Annotated in this window: 16 protein-coding genes and 1 pseudogene; 7 read left to right on the forward strand and 10 right to left on the reverse strand. The window is 43.9% G+C overall.

What is annotated here, in order from left to right:
- Positions 1 to 313: 313 nt before the first annotated feature.
- Genes AC08OG_RS12710 through AC08OG_RS12720 form a run of 3 tightly spaced genes read left to right on the forward strand, consistent with a single transcriptional unit; the run spans position 314 to position 1,804 of the window.
- A complete protein-coding gene (locus tag AC08OG_RS12710) occupies positions 314 to 790 on the forward strand; it encodes a DUF3617 domain-containing protein (RefSeq protein ID WP_292400306.1) in 477 nt (158 codons plus the stop codon).
- A gap of 47 nt (positions 791 to 837) precedes the next feature.
- Complete coding sequence (locus AC08OG_RS12715) at positions 838 to 1,263, forward strand: MAPEG family protein (RefSeq protein WP_292353538.1); 426 nt, start codon at positions 838 to 840, stop codon at positions 1,261 to 1,263.
- A gap of 4 nt (positions 1,264 to 1,267) precedes the next feature.
- Entirely contained in the window at positions 1,268 to 1,804 is a 537-nt protein-coding gene (locus AC08OG_RS12720; RefSeq protein WP_439504094.1) for a gamma carbonic anhydrase family protein, read from the forward strand.
- Here AC08OG_RS12720 and AC08OG_RS12725 read toward each other — a convergent pair.
- Positions 1,801 to 2,646, reverse strand: coding sequence for an HDOD domain-containing protein (locus AC08OG_RS12725; RefSeq protein ID WP_292400313.1), 846 nt, complete (start codon positions 2,644 to 2,646; stop codon positions 1,801 to 1,803). The genes AC08OG_RS12720 and AC08OG_RS12725 overlap by 4 nt on opposite strands.
- Positions 2,647 to 3,068: 422 nt before the next feature.
- Here AC08OG_RS12725 and AC08OG_RS12730 point away from each other — a divergent pair, with 422 nt between their 5' ends.
- Positions 3,069 to 4,280 (forward strand): cyclic di-GMP phosphodiesterase, encoded by a 1,212-nt coding sequence (locus AC08OG_RS12730; RefSeq protein WP_482929675.1) that lies wholly within the window; start codon positions 3,069 to 3,071, stop codon positions 4,278 to 4,280.
- 59 nt (positions 4,281 to 4,339) lie between these two features.
- On the opposite strand, the gene AC08OG_RS12735 is transcribed toward AC08OG_RS12730, so the two are convergent.
- The 5 genes from AC08OG_RS12735 to AC08OG_RS12755 all read right to left on the reverse strand — a co-directional run bounded on the left by AC08OG_RS12735 (position 4,340) and on the right by AC08OG_RS12755 (position 8,114).
- A complete protein-coding gene (locus tag AC08OG_RS12735; protein ID WP_439504092.1) occupies positions 4,340 to 5,101 on the reverse strand; it encodes an ABC transporter permease in 762 nt (253 codons plus the stop codon).
- Positions 5,098 to 6,027 (reverse strand): ABC transporter ATP-binding protein, encoded by a 930-nt coding sequence (locus AC08OG_RS12740; RefSeq protein ID WP_292411465.1) that lies wholly within the window; start codon positions 6,025 to 6,027, stop codon positions 5,098 to 5,100. The genes AC08OG_RS12735 and AC08OG_RS12740 overlap by 4 nt, the downstream gene beginning before the upstream one ends.
- Before the next feature lie 190 nt (positions 6,028 to 6,217).
- Complete coding sequence (locus AC08OG_RS12745) at positions 6,218 to 7,081, reverse strand: hypothetical protein (protein ID WP_482929676.1); 864 nt, start codon at positions 7,079 to 7,081, stop codon at positions 6,218 to 6,220.
- 53 nt (positions 7,082 to 7,134) lie between these two features.
- Complete coding sequence (locus tag AC08OG_RS12750; RefSeq protein ID WP_482929677.1) at positions 7,135 to 7,497, reverse strand: putative periplasmic lipoprotein; 363 nt, start codon at positions 7,495 to 7,497, stop codon at positions 7,135 to 7,137.
- 308 nt (positions 7,498 to 7,805) lie between these two features.
- Entirely contained in the window at positions 7,806 to 8,114 is a 309-nt protein-coding gene (locus AC08OG_RS12755) for a DUF3144 domain-containing protein (RefSeq protein ID WP_292353530.1), read from the reverse strand.
- A 246-nt stretch (positions 8,115 to 8,360) separates the two neighbouring features.
- On the opposite strand from AC08OG_RS12755, the gene AC08OG_RS12760 reads away from it, so the two are divergent.
- Both AC08OG_RS12760 and AC08OG_RS12765 read left to right on the forward strand, forming a co-directional pair.
- Positions 8,361 to 9,590, forward strand: coding sequence for an APC family permease (locus AC08OG_RS12760; protein WP_292400330.1), 1,230 nt, complete (start codon positions 8,361 to 8,363; stop codon positions 9,588 to 9,590).
- 59 nt (positions 9,591 to 9,649) lie between these two features.
- A complete protein-coding gene (locus tag AC08OG_RS12765) occupies positions 9,650 to 10,477 on the forward strand; it encodes a DeoR/GlpR family DNA-binding transcription regulator (RefSeq protein ID WP_482929678.1) in 828 nt (275 codons plus the stop codon).
- 19 nt (positions 10,478 to 10,496) lie between these two features.
- Here the strand turns inward: AC08OG_RS12765 and AC08OG_RS12770 are convergent.
- A pseudogene (locus tag AC08OG_RS12770) lies at positions 10,497 to 12,811 on the reverse strand (aminotransferase class III-fold pyridoxal phosphate-dependent enzyme).
- 135 nt (positions 12,812 to 12,946) lie between these two features.
- Between AC08OG_RS12770 and fabG the strand changes: the two are divergent.
- On the forward strand, positions 12,947 to 13,726 hold the full coding sequence (gene fabG / locus AC08OG_RS12775) for a 3-oxoacyl-ACP reductase FabG (RefSeq protein ID WP_482929679.1): 780 nt from the start codon (positions 12,947 to 12,949) through the stop codon (positions 13,724 to 13,726).
- Between the two features lie 103 nt (positions 13,727 to 13,829).
- On the opposite strand, the gene AC08OG_RS12780 is transcribed toward fabG, so the two are convergent.
- The 3 genes from AC08OG_RS12780 to AC08OG_RS12790 form a co-directional block, all read right to left on the reverse strand.
- Complete coding sequence (locus AC08OG_RS12780) at positions 13,830 to 14,252, reverse strand: GFA family protein (RefSeq protein ID WP_482929680.1); 423 nt, start codon at positions 14,250 to 14,252, stop codon at positions 13,830 to 13,832.
- 129 nt (positions 14,253 to 14,381) lie between these two features.
- Positions 14,382 to 15,326 carry a CHAD domain-containing protein gene (locus tag AC08OG_RS12785; protein ID WP_292353524.1) on the reverse strand — a complete coding sequence of 315 codons (945 nt, stop codon included), beginning with the start codon at positions 15,324 to 15,326 and terminating at the stop codon, positions 14,382 to 14,384.
- Positions 15,327 to 15,394: 68 nt separating this feature from the next.
- Positions 15,395 to 16,708 (reverse strand): diguanylate cyclase domain-containing protein, encoded by a 1,314-nt coding sequence (locus AC08OG_RS12790; protein WP_482929681.1) that lies wholly within the window; start codon positions 16,706 to 16,708, stop codon positions 15,395 to 15,397.
- Between the last annotated feature and the right edge of the window lie 157 nt (positions 16,709 to 16,865).

The raw sequence follows: 16,865 nt of genomic DNA on the forward strand, positions 1-16,865 counted from the left end.
TCATCATGCAATCATACGAGAACAAATCCTGAGCAATGTAAAATCGAATCGATATTAGCGACGCTTGTTTTTAGCTTTAGTCATTATCAAGCTGGAAGACTTATTTTCAATGACGTCAGCATATTCGAAAGTATAAAAAAGCGTATACACATAATTAAAAAATACACCAACACTACTTTCAGTAAAACGCATAATTTTCACTCTAGCAGCATTATTCTACTGATTCCAATAGACGGATAAGTATCTGGATCCTGTTAAGGCTATTGCGCTCTCCCTCACTCACAGGCAAGATTCTTTAATATCGGCATAGTTTATGACGACCACCATAGCAAAACATCAGGGGAACACCACTGTGCGTTATTTCATTTATTTTTCAACCTTATGTATCACTGCAGCCCTGGCTTTGCCCGCTTTGGCTGAAACCCCAAATTTAAAACCCGGTTTATGGTCATACAAAAGTATTTCGACAATGGAAGGACCAATGAATGTCCCGCCTCAAACCAGTAACAATCAGGAGTGTTTAACCCAATCACAGTTAGATAAAGGTATTAGTGTACTGAATATTCCGAAGAGCTGTGATGTGACGCAAACAGATATCACCCGGGAGAGAGTGGATTTCGCCGCAAATTGTAATGTTGAAGGCATGACGACAGTATTTAAAGGTTACGCTACGTTTCATGGCACCCACCTGGAAGGCAAGATGACCAGTGAAATGAATACGCCGATAGGTCCGATGATCATGAAAACAGATTATAAAGCGGAACGGGTCGGCGATTGTCAGGGAAAATAAATTCCAACTGAAGCCGATAATCTCAAAACTAACTTACGAGGCAAAGAATGACTATGGGGGTTATTTATTATCTGACTTTTCTTGGCTTGTTTATCATTTTGCTCACGTTGCTGATTCAATGGTTTGTTGCCAGTAAAACCAAAGCTTCCCAAGCTGGTGCTATTCCAGGCAAAATTCCGGAAAACCTCAGCCATGAATCCTTTGTGTTCAGAGCACATCGCACGTTTATGAACTCACTGGAAAATCTTCCACTGATGCTCGGTACGACTTTTATGGCGGTTCTTATCGGAGCCAATAGCTTTTGGACGGGTATTTTCGTCTGGGTATTTGCCATCGCCCGTATTCTTCACATGGTCCTTTATTACGCAATTGCCACAGAACAAAACCCCAGCCCCAGAACCTGGTTTTTCATGATTGGCCTGTTGGCGAATGTCGCGTTACTGGTGTTATGCGGTATAACCCTGCTGAGTTAGTCTGATGGTCATCAAAGCATTTCGAGGCAACAGTCCCAAACTGGGTCAACGGGTCTGGATTGATGATACGGCCTCACTGATTGGCGATATTGAAATTGGCGATGACAGCTCAGTCTGGCCGCTTGTGTCGATTCGTGGCGATATGCATCGTATCAGAATAGGTGCTCGCACCAGTATTCAGGATAATTCCTGTCTGCATATTACACATGCCAGTGAGTTTAATCCCGAAGGCCATCCACTTATTATTGGCAATGATGTCACCATCGGTCATCTGGTGATGCTGCATGGCTGCACAATCGGTGATCAGGTATTGGTGGGTATGTCGTCGACCATTTTGGATGGTGTTGTCGTGGAAGACAAAGTGGTTATCGGTGCCGGCTCCTTAGTGCCACCGGGGAAAAAACTTGAATCCGGATATCTTTATCTGGGCTCGCCAGTTAAACAAATTCGACCGCTAACTGAAGACGAACTGAACTATTTTCACTATGCTTGCCAGAATTATGTGGCGTTAAAAAACGAATACCGAAATCACAATGATTAAGCCATCAGCTGTGTGAGTCGTTCGCTGATCTGTTCCTTCTTGGTTAATAATTTCTGAATATCTGCTGACTCAAATTCAACAATATCGATGGCTGCCTGAGGAAAATTATCCGCCAACTCATCATTCAGCATAGCATCAGCAGCATATCTTGCCATGTTTACAACTGCTGCCAATTGACCTGCCTCTTTGTCAGTCGATGGTGTTTCAATATGCTGAATTGTCTCAATGACCAAAGCCGGCATACGCCAGCGAATAACGATCATCTGCGAAACTATCAGCCAATAGTTATCTTCCAGCTGATGAACAATTTCATCGTTCAAAGGCAAATTGCGTTGCTCGGCAAGATCAATCAGCGTTTGGAGTACGGCTGGGCGACCAATTGAATGAATCAATCCCGCAAGAAAAGCCACTTCAACATTCACGTTGCAATGGCTGGCAACCTCCTTAGCCCACAGTGATGTCGCCAGTGACTGTTGCCAAATAAGGTCTGCATAGTCCTCATACCCCGGAGTATTAAATAATTTTGCATTGATGACGGCGCTAATGGCGATTTCACTGATAGTTGTCATGCCCAGTCGGGCAATGGCCTGTTGCAACGAAGTCAGATTGGCCATCGGCGTATAAGCTGCGGAATTGGCAATACGCATCACATGACCGGCCAGTGAGGGATCACTTTGAATTAACTGGGCCATCTGACTAGCATCTGACTCTTTATTATTGGCCAGCATAAAAGCTTTATTCGCAATTTCCGGCAGGATAGGAACCTCTACAAATCCTTCCGCGATTGATTGCTTTAAGAGATTTTCCAATTCCGTTTCGCTGTGTTGACTATCTTTTTGCATCTCTCTATCCATCGGTAATTAATATCTATTGTTATGTTTGTATTAATACAACTTTTCATCATTCAGACTGCTTAGCAATAAATATTTGCCAGAGTCGTGGCGACATAGATAAAACCTGCCTTGTATTGCATTCCCAAAGTAGCACCATCATTTCTCTGCGTCTATTCTAACGTTGTAAACTGCTGAATTCAGTCTTACAACGACAGCATCTAAAATAGTCATTCAGAATGCTCTCACAAAACGTTCAAAGTGATACCATCCCCCCACTGATGGTCATCCTTGATCCAGGATACCGAATCATGGTGCCAGGGATTTTCCTGAAATTACCGCTAAAACAAAAAAATTGGTGATAAAACACATTTTTTTCACATATAAGCTATATACAATGCGCTCAAAAATGAACACAAGAAAGGTATTAAACTTTGATTAGACGCATTGCCTCAACTGATCTCCGACTGGGCATGTATATACAAAAACTGGGTGGTTCATGGTTAAAGCATCCATTTTTTCGCAGCAGTTTTTTATTAACCAATTCCGAAGATATTAAAAGCATTCTTGAAGCAGGCATTACAGATGTCTGGATCGATGAGGAAAAAGGTGACGCTTTACAAAATACAGTTACCTTAATGCCATCCCCTACGCAAGAATCCCCAGAGAATCCTATAGAAACATCCCAAGCCACTGAAAATCAAAGCGTCGTTGAATCTTCAATGGAAGACGATATTAATCGCGCACGTCGACTCTTTAATGATGCTAAACCACAGGTTATGGCAATGTATAAAGATGCCCGGCTCGGCAAAGCAATTGATCCGCAGACAACTTTACCGCTAGTGAATGAAATTGATTTAATGGTACAGCGAAACTCAGCGGCCATACTCAGTGTCGCTCGTCTGAAAACCCATGATGACTATACCTACATGCATTCATTAGCTGTTTGTGCATTGATGATATCGTTGTCTCGCCAACTCAACTTGGAGGAAGATCAGGTTAAGCTGGCTGGTGTAGGCGGCTTAATGCACGATTTGGGTAAATCCCTGATGCCATTGGAAATACTGAACAAACCTGGAAAGCTTTCTGACGCAGAATACAACATCATGAAAAAGCATCCAGCTGCCGGAGCCAAGCTATTAGAAAACTCAGGTGCCGCACCAGAGATCATCGATATCGCTTTACATCATCACGAGAAAATCAACGGTATGGGCTACCCGAATAGACTTTTAGGTGAGGAAATCTCATTGTTTTCCCGTATGGCAGCCATTTGTGATGTCTATGATGCCGTTACGTCTGAACGCGCTTATAAACAAGCCTGGGATCCTGCTGGAACCATTCGGGAAATGGCAAAATGGGAAGGTCATTTTGATAAACAAATTTTCAATATTTTTGTAAAGATGGTGGGCATTTATCCTGTTGGATCATTAGTACGTCTCGCCTCCCAGAGGTTGGCCGTGGTGATTGAACCTGGCGTGACATCACTGGTAAAACCCAAAGTGAAAGTCTTTTTTTCATTACGTTCAAAAGCGCCCATTCAAATACAGGTCATCGATCTCGCTTTGCCCAGTTGTAAGGACACCATTGAGGGTCCAGAAGATCCCTCAAAATGGCATTTCAAACATCTGGACCAGCTATGGCAGTGAAGGTTAAGGCGCTATAAACTAATTCAACTAGCTGTAAAGAAATGAATTCAAACCATTTATCAGACTTTTACCTTATAACCGGTTTTAAATATCCACCAGATAAACACCATAAACATAATCAGAAAAGTGGAAATCATCACCAGGCTCAATGTCATGCTGACATCTGCCGTGCCATAAAAACTCCAGCGAAATCCGCTTACCAGATAGACCACAGGATTAAACAGGGTCACTTTCTGCCAGAACTCCGGCAACATACTGATTGAATAAAATGTACCGCCCAAAAACGCCAGCGGGGTAACGACCATCAATGGAATGACCTGTAATTTTTCAAAACCATCCGCCACCACACCCAGGATAAAGCCCAGCATACTGAAGGTAATGCAGGTCAATACCAGAAACAGCAGCATCCATAACGGATGCAGAATCGAGTAATCCACAAATAATTTGGCGGTGAGCAAAATCAACATTGCCAGAATAATCGATTTGGTGGCTGCCGCACCGACATATCCCACTACAATCTCAAAAGCTGACACCGGGGCGGACAAAACTTCATAGATAGCACCAGACCACTTGGGCATATAAATACCAAATGAAGCATTGGAAGTGGATTCAGTTAATACCATCAGCATGATTAAACCCGGAATAATAAAGGCACCATAACTGACGCCACCAATTTCAGTCATCGCCGAACCTATTGCTGAACCAAACACAATGAAATAAAGCGAGGTAGATAAAACAGGTGAGGCAATACTTTGTAACGGGGTACGCCAGCTGCGATGAAGCTCGGATAAATAAATGGCTTTAATGGCATACCAATTCATTTTGTATCCTCCACCAAGCTGACAAAAATCTGTTCCAGTGTACTTTGTTTGGTTTGCACATCACTTAGCTCGATGCCTGAGCGATGGATCGCCGCCAGCACCTCCGTCACATGATTGGTCGGTTGATTATCGACATAGTCATAAGTGAGCGTTTTTCCATTCTCACCGAGTTGCAGAACAAACCCGTTAAGCTCATCTGGGAGCTGTGTAATCGGGTGCTGTAATTGCAGGATAAGTTGCTTGCGTCCCAGTTTTTTCATTAAATCCTGCTTGTTTTCCACCAGCAGAATTTCACCATGATTAATAATGCCAATCCGATCAGCAATTTCTTCGGCTTCTTCAATGTAATGGGTAGTAAGGATAATAGTGGTGCCTCGCTGGCGTAGCTTTTCCACCAGACGCCACATATCACGGCGTAACTCCACATCGACACCAGCGGTCGGTTCATCGAGAAATAAAACTTCCGGCTCATGTGCCAAGGCCTTGGCAATTAACACACGACGTTTCATACCACCGGACAGAAATTGAATTTTGGCATGGCGTTTATCCCATAACGACAATGCCTTTAAAATTTCTTCCAGATAGGCGTCATCACGCGGCTTACCAAACACACCACGGCTGAACACCATGGTATTCCAGACAAAGGCAAACACATCAATCGCTAATTCCTGTGGCACCAGACCAATTTGTTTACGCGCCTGCCGATATTGCTTAACCACATCAAAGCCACCTACCACTACCTGTCCTTCGTCCACATTGACCAGGCCACAGATAATACTAATCAGCGTGGTTTTACCTGCGCCATTAGGACCTAACAAGGCAAATATTTCACCACGTTTGATTTGCAGATTGACCTGCTTTAAAGCGTGAAATCCGGAAGGATATTTTTTACTCAGATTGCGCACATCAATGATGTGATTTTCCATCACTTGCGTTTCCTTCACTACGTTTTGTAAAGACATAGTCGTTATAGAGTGTCATTTTTCGACAAGGTTTGAAACCGAATGCATTTAAACATAAAACGACAGCGAAATAACTGAATCGCCCAATATGTCAAAATAGTCTCATCTTGACAGTGCCACGTTAAAAAAGTGTTAACAGCAGGAAGATTCAGGGTTACGGCTGCTCAGCAGGAGACGCTGTTGCAGGGACAGGTTGCATCGCTGCCTCATCAAGTTTGTCACCAATGTTGAAAGTCACCGTACTGATTTTATCCAACACATTTCCAGCCGGATCCTGCTGCAGAACAATCGATCTGAATAAGGCATAGTGATGCGTATCTGAAACCGACTCGATACCATCTGATTCCGGTTCAAAACCCCATGCAACACCTCCAGTCCATGTACATGTTATCGCTTCTTCATAATCGGCAATAGTGGATTCAACACATGGCTGACCAGCGACTTCTCTCAGTTGACCAGTCGATATTTTGTCTTGTCGCGCTGGAGAACGTAACAACAAACTGGCATCCATATTGGTTAGTGGCGCAATCTCATAAGGCTGATTATCATTCAGATTGATCCCTGTCAGTCCCTCCGCATCTATCATGACATGACGACCACTACTGATCAGCTGAAAGTGGCAATGCGGTTGCTGTTGTGGTTCTTCCAGCTGATAATCCCATGATTCCAGACGATAGGCTGTTCTGTTTTCATCTATCCAGCGTTGCAAACGAATCGTACCCAGTTGTGACATTTCAGTATCCGTCAGTGCCTTGATTGAAACGCCCTCTTCCTGGCAGATAGTCAGTAAATCGGCATACAACTCCTTGCGGTTTTCAGCGTTAGCAGGCGCAATAATCTGATCGATGTAAATATTCGGCATCGATCTTGACTGCTCAATTACCTCTGTGGTGCTGGTATCAGCAACAGATGGTGCTGAATCCGGCACCTCTTCGATCTTCGTCAGCATTACGATACCTGCCACCAGTAACAGCAGTATCAATAAAAGATAAAATATAGGTGTAATTCGGTTTGGCATCGATTTACTTTTTAGTTGCTGACAAAAACTGTTAACGAATTTGCAGTGGGCCTTTATTCATCTTCACAATCCACGAATTCATAGCCAGTACCTGCGTCGAGATCTACCAGTTCAGATACTTCCTGAAAGCCAATATTTCTCGCCGTAACCAGTTCTGCTTCAGCTATCTGATGAATCAGGATAGTGCCTGTTCCCATCCCACAAGCTGCTGGATAGACAACACCGGTTCTCCGTCCACAATATGTTTCAGTCACCGCAATGTTTTCGGCTGCTAATTTCGCTGCACTGTCGGCGGGTGAGATTCCTGTGGTTTCACATTGCAGCGCATTGCGACTCTCATAAACCATTACCGGCTCAGCAGCATCACAACCACTAAGTAAAACCAATGCAGTGCAAAAAGATAAATATATTCTCATGGTCAGACCTTACGTTATTCGCCCAAAACAAGGTAAATCATCTATGAAATGATCGCGTGGATGAAACTGAATACTACAACGATTTGGTCGATGATGAGAATTCATCTGAAAAGTCTGAGGCGATGAACTCAAGGTTTTAAATTAACCGAACTCTGCCCGGTTTTCCCGAACACGGTATATCGCTGATTAACGCATAAAAATAACGAGCTGGAGTAAAACTCAGTTATGAGTGCAGACCGTAAAGGGCGGTCAAAGCCATGGTGAAAACTGACCTCAGCTGGGTCATAATAAAAAGGGTAAGCGAACACTTACCCTTTGTTTTGCAATTGTTCAGAGGCCTGAACGTAATTGTTGAAATTCTGAATATAATCATCCATATTCAATTCCAACATCCGCCGATATTCATTCACAAAAAAATCGACAGTTTCATCACGTGCATCCGCCATATCCCTGGCATTGGTCCAGCCAGATGCGCTAAACCACGCACTGTACCTGGCTAATCCATACATAAACGATGCACTTACTTCACCGGCCTCTACGCTTTTCTCCATTTGCTCATTAGCCAGTTTGATAAAAGCATCTGCTCTATCAAAAAAGGCCTTATCTCTCTCACTCATAAAGGTTTCACTTTTTTATTTCAAGTTGGGCAATCAGCCAGTAAAGGTCTTGCAGAATAAACCTCCATCACTACATATGAATACGGAATAAAACATAATAAATAACAGGAAAATATCATTTATTGCTTTTTAGCCATTTTGCTAACCGGTTTTACTCATGATAGGTTCTTGAACATCCATAAACGCTTAGCTGAGATCTGCCTATCCCCCCCAGACTCAACTCATTTCTTGTTGGAAAACTATTAGATGAACAAAACTACTGATGCAGAATTAAAGCGAAACGTCCCCGCACCGCTTCTTGCTTTATATGGTCTGGGAACCATATTGGGCGCTGGAATTTATGTATTGATAGGCGAGATTGCTGGTAAAGCCGGAATCTATGCCCCGCTCACTTTTTTAGTTGCATCCATAGTGGCGGCGTTTACTGCCTTTTCTTTTGCTGAACTGGCTGTTCGAGTGCCCAGAAGTGGTGGTCCGGTTGCCTATGTAAGTACCGCTTTTGGCTCTAGATGGCTTTCAATAACCACGGGTTGGATGATTGCCGCTACCGGCATTGTTTCAGCGGCCACTATCACTACAGGTTTTGCGGGATATTTCCAGATTTTTCTATCATGGCCGGAGCTTCCATTGATGATTGGCCTGGTTCTGTTACTCGGTGCTATTGCCGCTGTTGGCATGAAGGGGACGGCATGGTTTATGGGGATCACCACTGTTGCAGGCCTGTCGGGGTTAATCATCATACTCGTGGTAACCGCTGGTAATTTTTCGGAATTGCCGGGTCGACTTTCTGAAGCACAACCTTTATCCAGCACCACTGCTTTGAGTGGTATTGTTCTGGGGGCTTTTCTCGCTTTTTATGCCTATATTGGTTTTGAAGATATTGTTCACGTCTCCGAAGAAGCTAAAAATGTCAGTAAAGCCATGCCTTTGGCCATTTTGTTTGCTTTGATTGTCTCTTTATTCTTTTATATTACTGTCTCGATGGGCGCAGTACTGACCTTATCTGCTGAAGCACTTGCTGACTCTAAAGCACCATTGGTTGATGTCATGAAAGCAGAAGGTTATTCAGGAAATATTTTGGGCGCACTTTCGTTATTTATTATTGTTAATGGTGCACTGGCTCAGATTGTGATGGCTTCAAGAGTGTTTCATGATATGGGCAGGCATCTCAATGGGGTTCCAAAGTGGCTGTCACGCATCAACCATCATACCCATACACCATTAATGGCCACATTACTCATTGTTTTTATTATCATTTTACTAGTAACGTTTCTGCCAACCGAAAAATTAGCACAAGCCACATCATTCATTATCCTGATAGTATTTGCCTTATCAAATTTCGCGCTGATTCGCCTTAAAAAGCAGCGACCAACCCATAACGGTTTCAGTGTTCCATTATGGGTACCTTATGTTGGTGCCACGCTTTGTATTCTAATGATCACAGGTCAGTTTTTTGTTGCTAATGCCTCGCATTAGATAAGGGCATTTATTGTGCGAGTGATCTTCGTAAATAACAGCTATTGCCGCAGCGGTGAATGTACGAAATCACTGACGAATATGGTACCTTTCAGCCATCAACAATGAGTACCAGTCATGTCACGAAAAAAGCTGCGCGCCATAAATCAATTATTGATGAACTGACAATTCATCCATCAATGCGCGTTAGTGAATTAGCTTCGGCATTACACGTGACCACAGAAACCATTCGGCGTGACCTCGAAGAATTGGCCGAACAAAATCTGATCAGCCGCACTTATGGTGGAGCCTTATTGCGTCAGGCGGTTGAGCCGGTACTCAATGAACGGCATAAAACCAACCTGGCTGAACGGGCAGCGATTGGAAAAAAAGCGGCTCCACTCTTAAAAGATGCCAAAGTACTCATGATAGGTTCAGGGGTAACCACGGTTGAAGTTGCCAAACGTATCGCTTATGAAATGAGCAATATTACGGTTATTACCCATTCTTTTGGCGTCGCCACGGTGTTGTCATTTAATCCGACCATTAAGGTGATCATGGCGCCAGGTGTTTATCATGCAGAAGAAGGCGCTACCCATGGTTCGGTGACTTGTCAGTTTCTGGCAAATTACACTGCTGACTGGGCGATTTTGGGGGCTAGTGGTCTAGCACCTACCGGCCCAACAGATGCGATAGTTGATGCGGCAGATGTCTATCAACAGATGATTCGGCAAAGCAGTCACAACATGGTTGTCGCTGATCACAGCAAATTCGATCGCATGGCAACGGCAAGGTATGCAAAGTGGAATGAAATTGACCATTTAGTCACTGATCAAAAACCCAGTGGGCCATTGAAAAAAGCATTATCCAGCGAACAGGTTAAAATTATTGAGGCGCCGCTCCAATAATGCTTGTTGCCGATGCATATTAAACCTGCTGGGAAAACGCCTCCAAAAAGAAATCGGCTTCTGATTGCCTCAGGGTTAACAATGGTCTTAATTTCAAGGTGGCACCAAATCGTCCTGCCGCTCCAATCAAAACACCTGCCGTTTTTAAATCATTAATTACCTGTTTGGTTTTAACAGGATCGGGAACGTGTTTATTATCTCGTTTGCCGATATCGATTCCCAGAAACAGTCCCTGCCCTCTCACTTCATTAACGTAAGCGGATTGTTTAATGATAGAGCTCAACTGCGTTTTTAAATAAAGCCCCATTTTCCGGGCATTTTCCTGCAGGTTCTCTTGTTTGATTGTATCGAGAACAGCCTGTCCGGCAGCAGCGGCAACCGGATTCCCCCCAAAGGTATTAAAGTAACCGACATCAGCACAAAAACTATCAAGATATTCTGATCTAGTGGCAACCGCCGCCATTGGAAAACCATTACCCATCGGTTTTCCCATCGTCACAATATCCGGTGTTACCCCGTGGAATTCAAAGCCCCAGAAGGTTTCACCTAATCTGGCAAAGCCAGGCTGCACTTCATCGGCGATAAATACGCCACCAGCGTTATGCACCACATCCACAGCTTTTTTAAAAAACCTCTGGGCTCGGTATAGATACCGTCTGATGAAAAAATGGTATCGACTAATAAAGCCGCGACTCTATATCCTCGTTCCCATAAAAGCTCAATGGATTCAGTGACTTTTGCAGCAAAGCCGGCTTCAATATCGTCACCATATACCTCAACAGATGGGGCCGGTATTGCCACAACATGATCCGGCAACTTACCCTGTTTGATAATTGACGGTGACACCTCGGTGACCAAACTGGTATTACCGTGATAGGCATCTTCAGTGACAATAAAACCTTCACCACCTGAAGCCTGTTTTGCCAGACGCATAGCCAGATCATTGGCCTCACTGCCCGAGCAGGTCATTACAATATTGGTAATAGAGTCAGGCAAAGTGGCCTTTAACGATTCAAGATAATCATCCACTACCGAAATCAGGTAGCGGGTATGCACATTTAGCGTAGCAATTTGCTTTGAGACCGCCTCAACCACCCTGGGATGACAATGGCCCAGACATGGCACATTATTGTAAAAATCGAGGTAATTTTTGCCATCAGAAGCCTGCATCCAGGCTCCCTGAGCCGAAACCATTTCAATAGGCTCCTGGTAAAACAACACTGAGGCAGCTCCCAGATTATTCAAACGCCGCGTCACATTTTGCTGATGTTTGCCCTGATTGGCTTCAAAGGCATTCATATCCAGAATGCGTTTTTCAGTTAATCCATTACGATCTTCAGTCTGTTGCTGCAGATATTTTTTTGCCAGTTCAATGGTGCCGAAGGTGAATTGTTCATAACCGGCTTCAGCAGCGGTTTCTGTTTCAGGGTGACTTGCCACCCAGGCGGTCAGCAACAATCTCCGAAACATCACAAAGGTTGAAATCATCGCTTCATCTTCGGCAGATAACGGCGCTATCAATTTATAACCACGTACCCAGGCACGTTCCAACTCTGGCAATAAAGGTGAGGTTTCCAGAAAAGAAACGGCTGAAGCATAATCATAAATAAACCAGCTAAACCCGCAATCATCAAAATCAATCACACTTAGCTGTTTATCATCGACCAGCAAATTCGCTAATCGTAGATCGGCGTGCACCAGACCAAAGCGATCCGGGCTTTCACCATAGTGCTGTAATTTTGCTTCCAGCACTTCGTATAACTGTTCTAATACCGCTTGCCCTTCTTTGTTTAGCCCCGGTGCATCACGCCAGTCTCCCCATAAAGGATTTGCTCCGAAAGCACTGTCAAAATTCCATTTTTTACGGGTAAAACCTTCCGGTAAAGACCATTGTCTTGCATGTTGATGCAATCTGGCCGAGGTTGCCCCCAATATCTCGAAACCCTCGATCAGTGATTCATCTTCATTCGGCTGTTTACCGGGCATAAACTCGAAAGCCACCACATAACGTTCCACTCCATCATCATTGAATGAAGCCACCATTGAGCCATCACGACGGGTTAACGGTTCTGGGGTGTTGAGCAATGCTTGCTCACGTAGCGATTGAATCCAGCGTAATTCGGAAAGAATTTCATTTTTGGAATGATATTCAGGGCGATGTACACGAATAATAAAACGTTGATCGTTTTTTTCATCGGTCACCATAAAGGTGGCATTTTCAGAAACCGTCAGCAGCGAGATATTAGCGGTTTCATTGATATTCCAATGCCCCAGTAATTTTTCGACCTCCCCAGTCAATTGCTGCAGATAATCGTTGTTATATAAACCGGTCATAACTCAAACCCAGATAAACAGTGGTGAAATTATTTATAACGCCAAAATGTCCGACTTGCAATATTTTTGTTGCAAAGAAAAAGATTTATGCTAAAAATACCTTTAATTGATTCAATCAACTTCTGGAGGTATTACATGCTCACATCCATTCAAGACAAGACGGTTATTGTTACTGGTGGCTCAAAAGGGATTGGTAAAGGGATTGCCAGTGTATTTGCTAAGCAAGGAGCCAACGTGATGATTGCTGCCCGTGGCGAGAGCGCAGCAAAAGAGGCCGTCGAAGAAATCAAAGCAGCGGGTGGCAACGCTGAATATTATTTATGTGATGTCTCAAACTGGGATCAGGTTCAGGCACTGGTTGAACACACAGCAAACACGTTTGGACTTGTCGATATTCTCTGCGCCAATGCCGGCACCTTCCCGCAAAAGAAAATTGTCGACCTCTCCCCCGAAGAGTGGGATGACATCATGTCGACCAATCTGAAAAGCACCTTTCTGTGTGTCAAAGCCTGTATCTCACACTTTGAAAAACTGGGTAAAGGTCGCGTTGTGGTCACCTCATCGATAACAGGCCCCATTACCGGTTACCCGGGTTGGGCACATTATGGCGCGACCAAAGCGGGTCAACTAGGCTTTATGAAAACTGCAGCGATGGAACTGGCCCGTTACAACACCACCATTAATGCCGTTATGCCCGGCAATATTGTTACTGAAGGTTTAGCCAGTCTGGGAGAAGATTATCTCAACAGCATGGCCGCAGCGATTCCATTAAAACGACTTGGTGCCGTAGAAGATATCGCCAATGCGGCATTGTTTTTTGCTTCCGATGAAGCGGCCTATATCACTGGCCAGCAAATGGTAGTGGATGGTGGACAAACCTTACCGGAGTGTGTCGAAGCTGTAGACGAAATATAGTATGACTAAAACAAAATGCAATATCAGTGGAAAATCTGGATGAGTATTTTACAAACGTCAGAACAACCGGTTGTTTAATAAAAGCAGAGGATTTATTGCTCAGTCACTTGTCACTGAATTGAGCAATAATCTCTGCTTCGGTGAAGTTTCTGGTCTTTTCGGCAAACGAGTAATAACCGGGTTTATTATCAATAAAAACTTGTTCAGCCAATTGCCATTTTTCCTTTTCATCAAACAATCCTACTGGAATGGCATAAAAACCACCTTGCTTGAAGCGGTAAAACAGGTGTGTGCCACATTGCTGACAAAAGCCCCGCTCGGCCCAATCGGATGAACTGTAAACACCGATATCCCTGTCACTTTCAAAATGCACATCGTCTTCACATTCAACCACTAAAAATGGTCCGCCACCCCACTTCCGACACATATCACAATGACAGGCCCCAACATGATTACTTTTTGGTTTTGCACTGATTTTTACAGAACCGCAAAGGCAACTGCCGCTATTTTCAGGTAAGGGATCCATGGTTTTCTCCTAGCAAATCTATTTTGATAATCAAGTGAATTACTATTTTTATCGGAAATTGCCTGAACTCAGATCCAGGCTACACTTGATGGGTTACAGTAAAAACTTTATTGGACACATTTTTAAAGCTCAAACCAAGTGGGTTGAATTTTGATTTTTTCGAAGCGTTTGTAGCAGAAGTAGATAATTATCCCGCCGGTCCAGCCATTTAAACCATTGACGAGAGAGTTCCTGATCCTGCCAGCCGGATAGAGCAATTATTGATTCGCGAGCATTCGCAAAAACCTTTGTAATAGCTCTGCTCTGTTTTCCAGATGATAAAGTAACTTCTACCAACTCATGGTCGATGACCCATCGAGCAAAATCCGGCAGGTGGCTTCGAAAAACCTGCAAATCGTGAAAATCACCCAATATTTCTTGTACCTCTTTGCACCAGCTTACCAGCTCTTTTGAGTTTTTAACGCTACTACTGAAGGGTTCGAGCAGATAGCGTAAATATTTGATTTCAATTCGCGCGAGGTGAGCGTCCCCCATCCCCGTATGTAAAAGTTGATCAATCAACTTAATACGCTGCTCCACGGTTTTTTCAAGCCATTGCTCTAAACCGACACTGATTTTTTGTTTGGGTTGTGGTGCAAGTGACTGCTTAGTAGAAAAAATCAGTTGCGTTGACTGTTGTTTATAAGCCTGTTTGCCATATTCAATCAGGTTATCGAGGGCGGACACCCCTCCAATCTGATTTTTTGCCAAAGCTAACCAACTAAGCATCACTTCATGATCTCGTAAGGGGTTACTCGCCTTTGCCAGGGCCTTGAGCTGTTTATTAGCTTTTTGATTGGTTTTAACTTCATCGCGTGTCAGTTTTACCCACACCCGTAATCGTCGCAGATCAACACGCATATTATGTAATGCATCCAGATCATTTTCTGCCGTTTTAAAATGCATCCAGGAAGCAAGAAACGCCGCTTCTTTTTCCAGAATCAGCTCTGCCAGCACCTTTCCCGCTGGTTTTAGCAAGACATTATCGCTATCGACTATCGATTCATTTTTTATTTTCTTGCGTTTTTTACTCATACAAAATCAGCAGTGGTCGCCATATAAGCTCAACAAATCTAGTCCAATTATATGTCTGTTTAATCTAATTATTCGTGAAAATAAATACGGTTTGAACCGGATTTTTTGGCTTTATACATGGCATGGTCGGCGGCTTCCAGCATAGCAATAGAAGAAATCGTCATATCAGTAAATGTTGAGATCCCTATGCTGGCAGAAATCTGAACGGGCATTTGCACAAGATTGAACGGCACCGCAATCGCGTCAATTATCGATTGCGCCACCAACTCAATATCTTTTTGTTGCTGAGCACCGGTGAGAATGACGGTAAATTCATCTCCACCAAGCCGGGCCACGGTATCTTCCTCTCGGACACATTTAATCAGCCGCTCAGCAACAAGCTCTAATACGCGGTCCCCCGCTTCGTGACCAAGTGTGTCGTTTACCTCTTTAAAGCCATCAAGATCCATAAACAGTACAGCTAAGGGAATTTTGCTACGCTTTGCATGTTTGACCTCTTGTTCCAGACGATCCAGAAAAAGACGTCGATTGGGCAACCCGGTTAGTAAGTCATGATGAGCGTTGTGCCATATTTTTTCTTCAGCCAGCGCTTGTTCGGTGATATCCCGGGCAATGCATACAGTGGCTTCAGTATTTTGTTGTTCATCCAGTACGGGTGCCAGAAGATACTCAAATCTTTCACCATGACCAGAGCTAAACCTATGCACAAACTTTCCACGATAGGTTGACTGATCCGCTATCACCTTTTCCAAATTGTGCTGAAAATCAGATGCAAACGGAAACCCAAGATCAAAAGTAGATTTGCCAATGATCTCCTTTGGTGCCAACGCGAAAAGATCCGCGGTGGCTTTGTTTGCATAGATAAATTTGCCTCCGAGATCGAGCACATAAATCGGATCAGGCGATGCTAACAGAATGGCACCAAATAATCGGGTTTCCATCTCTTTTGCAGTAGCATAATGTTCGAGGGACTCAGCAACGGCCTGGTCAATCGCTTCATGAAACCGGGTGAGATCTTCGAGATCATGGTTTTGAGTAGTTTTATATGCTTTAGTCCACTGTGAAACCACACTGGCCCGAAGCGCCCTGAACTCTGAAACCGTCTCCATCACGCTGAAACCGCTGATATGGCGGTCACCACCATGCACTTCTGCCCAAGATTCTCCTTCATCTTCAGGTTCATGCCCTTTCGATTTGGCAGTCTGTTCTGTTTCGCTCTGTGGGGTATCAAGATCGTCTGCAATCGCCAACAGCATATCTCTGGCATGATCACGCAGCCCAGATTTGCTCATATGTTTGCCACTCAGCAGTGTTTTGGCAAACGCTTCCCAATCCTGCAGAATCGGCTCTATTTCTGCTCGGATAAAATCAGCTAATCGCATTATTCATCTGCATATTTGGGCTCACGTTCGGGTAGGAAAATAGGGAGGAAGATGCCAACAATTTACTTCGGGCAATAAAAGGAGTTTCTCACATTTTGTGCCATAGCATCCGATATTTACAGTTTGAATCCGACGCATTCCTGTAAATAACTAACCG

It is taken from the genome of Methylophaga sp. F7 (assembly GCF_056863975.1).

Excerpts from the sequence above, each read along its gene's own strand:
- AC08OG_RS12780 (WP_482929680.1), bottom strand. The coding sequence starts at position 14,252 with ATGGATCCCTTACCTGAAAATAGCGGCAGTTGCCTTTGCGGTTCTGTA.
- AC08OG_RS12740 (WP_292411465.1), bottom strand. The coding sequence starts at position 6,027 with ATGGAAAATCACATCATTGATGTGCGCAATCTGAGTAAAAAATATCCT.
- AC08OG_RS12750 (WP_482929677.1), bottom strand. The coding sequence starts at position 7,497 with ATGAGAATATATTTATCTTTTTGCACTGCATTGGTTTTACTTAGTGGT.
- AC08OG_RS12720 (WP_439504094.1), top strand. The coding sequence starts at position 1,268 with ATGGTCATCAAAGCATTTCGAGGCAACAGTCCCAAACTGGGTCAACGG.
- fabG (WP_482929679.1), top strand. The coding sequence starts at position 12,947 with ATGCTCACATCCATTCAAGACAAGACGGTTATTGTTACTGGTGGCTCA.
- AC08OG_RS12755 (WP_292353530.1), bottom strand. The coding sequence starts at position 8,114 with ATGAGTGAGAGAGATAAGGCCTTTTTTGATAGAGCAGATGCTTTTATC.
- AC08OG_RS12765 (WP_482929678.1), top strand. The coding sequence starts at position 9,650 with ATGTACGAAATCACTGACGAATATGGTACCTTTCAGCCATCAACAATG.
- AC08OG_RS12710 (WP_292400306.1), top strand. The coding sequence starts at position 314 with ATGACGACCACCATAGCAAAACATCAGGGGAACACCACTGTGCGTTAT.
- AC08OG_RS12745 (WP_482929676.1), bottom strand. The coding sequence starts at position 7,081 with ATGCCAAACCGAATTACACCTATATTTTATCTTTTATTGATACTGCTG.
- AC08OG_RS12725 (WP_292400313.1), bottom strand. The coding sequence starts at position 2,646 with ATGCAAAAAGATAGTCAACACAGCGAAACGGAATTGGAAAATCTCTTA.
- AC08OG_RS12735 (WP_439504092.1), bottom strand. The coding sequence starts at position 5,101 with ATGAATTGGTATGCCATTAAAGCCATTTATTTATCCGAGCTTCATCGC.
- AC08OG_RS12760 (WP_292400330.1), top strand. The coding sequence starts at position 8,361 with ATGAACAAAACTACTGATGCAGAATTAAAGCGAAACGTCCCCGCACCG.
- AC08OG_RS12715 (WP_292353538.1), top strand. The coding sequence starts at position 838 with ATGACTATGGGGGTTATTTATTATCTGACTTTTCTTGGCTTGTTTATC.
- AC08OG_RS12790 (WP_482929681.1), bottom strand. The coding sequence starts at position 16,708 with ATGCGATTAGCTGATTTTATCCGAGCAGAAATAGAGCCGATTCTGCAG.
- AC08OG_RS12785 (WP_292353524.1), bottom strand. The coding sequence starts at position 15,326 with ATGAGTAAAAAACGCAAGAAAATAAAAAATGAATCGATAGTCGATAGC.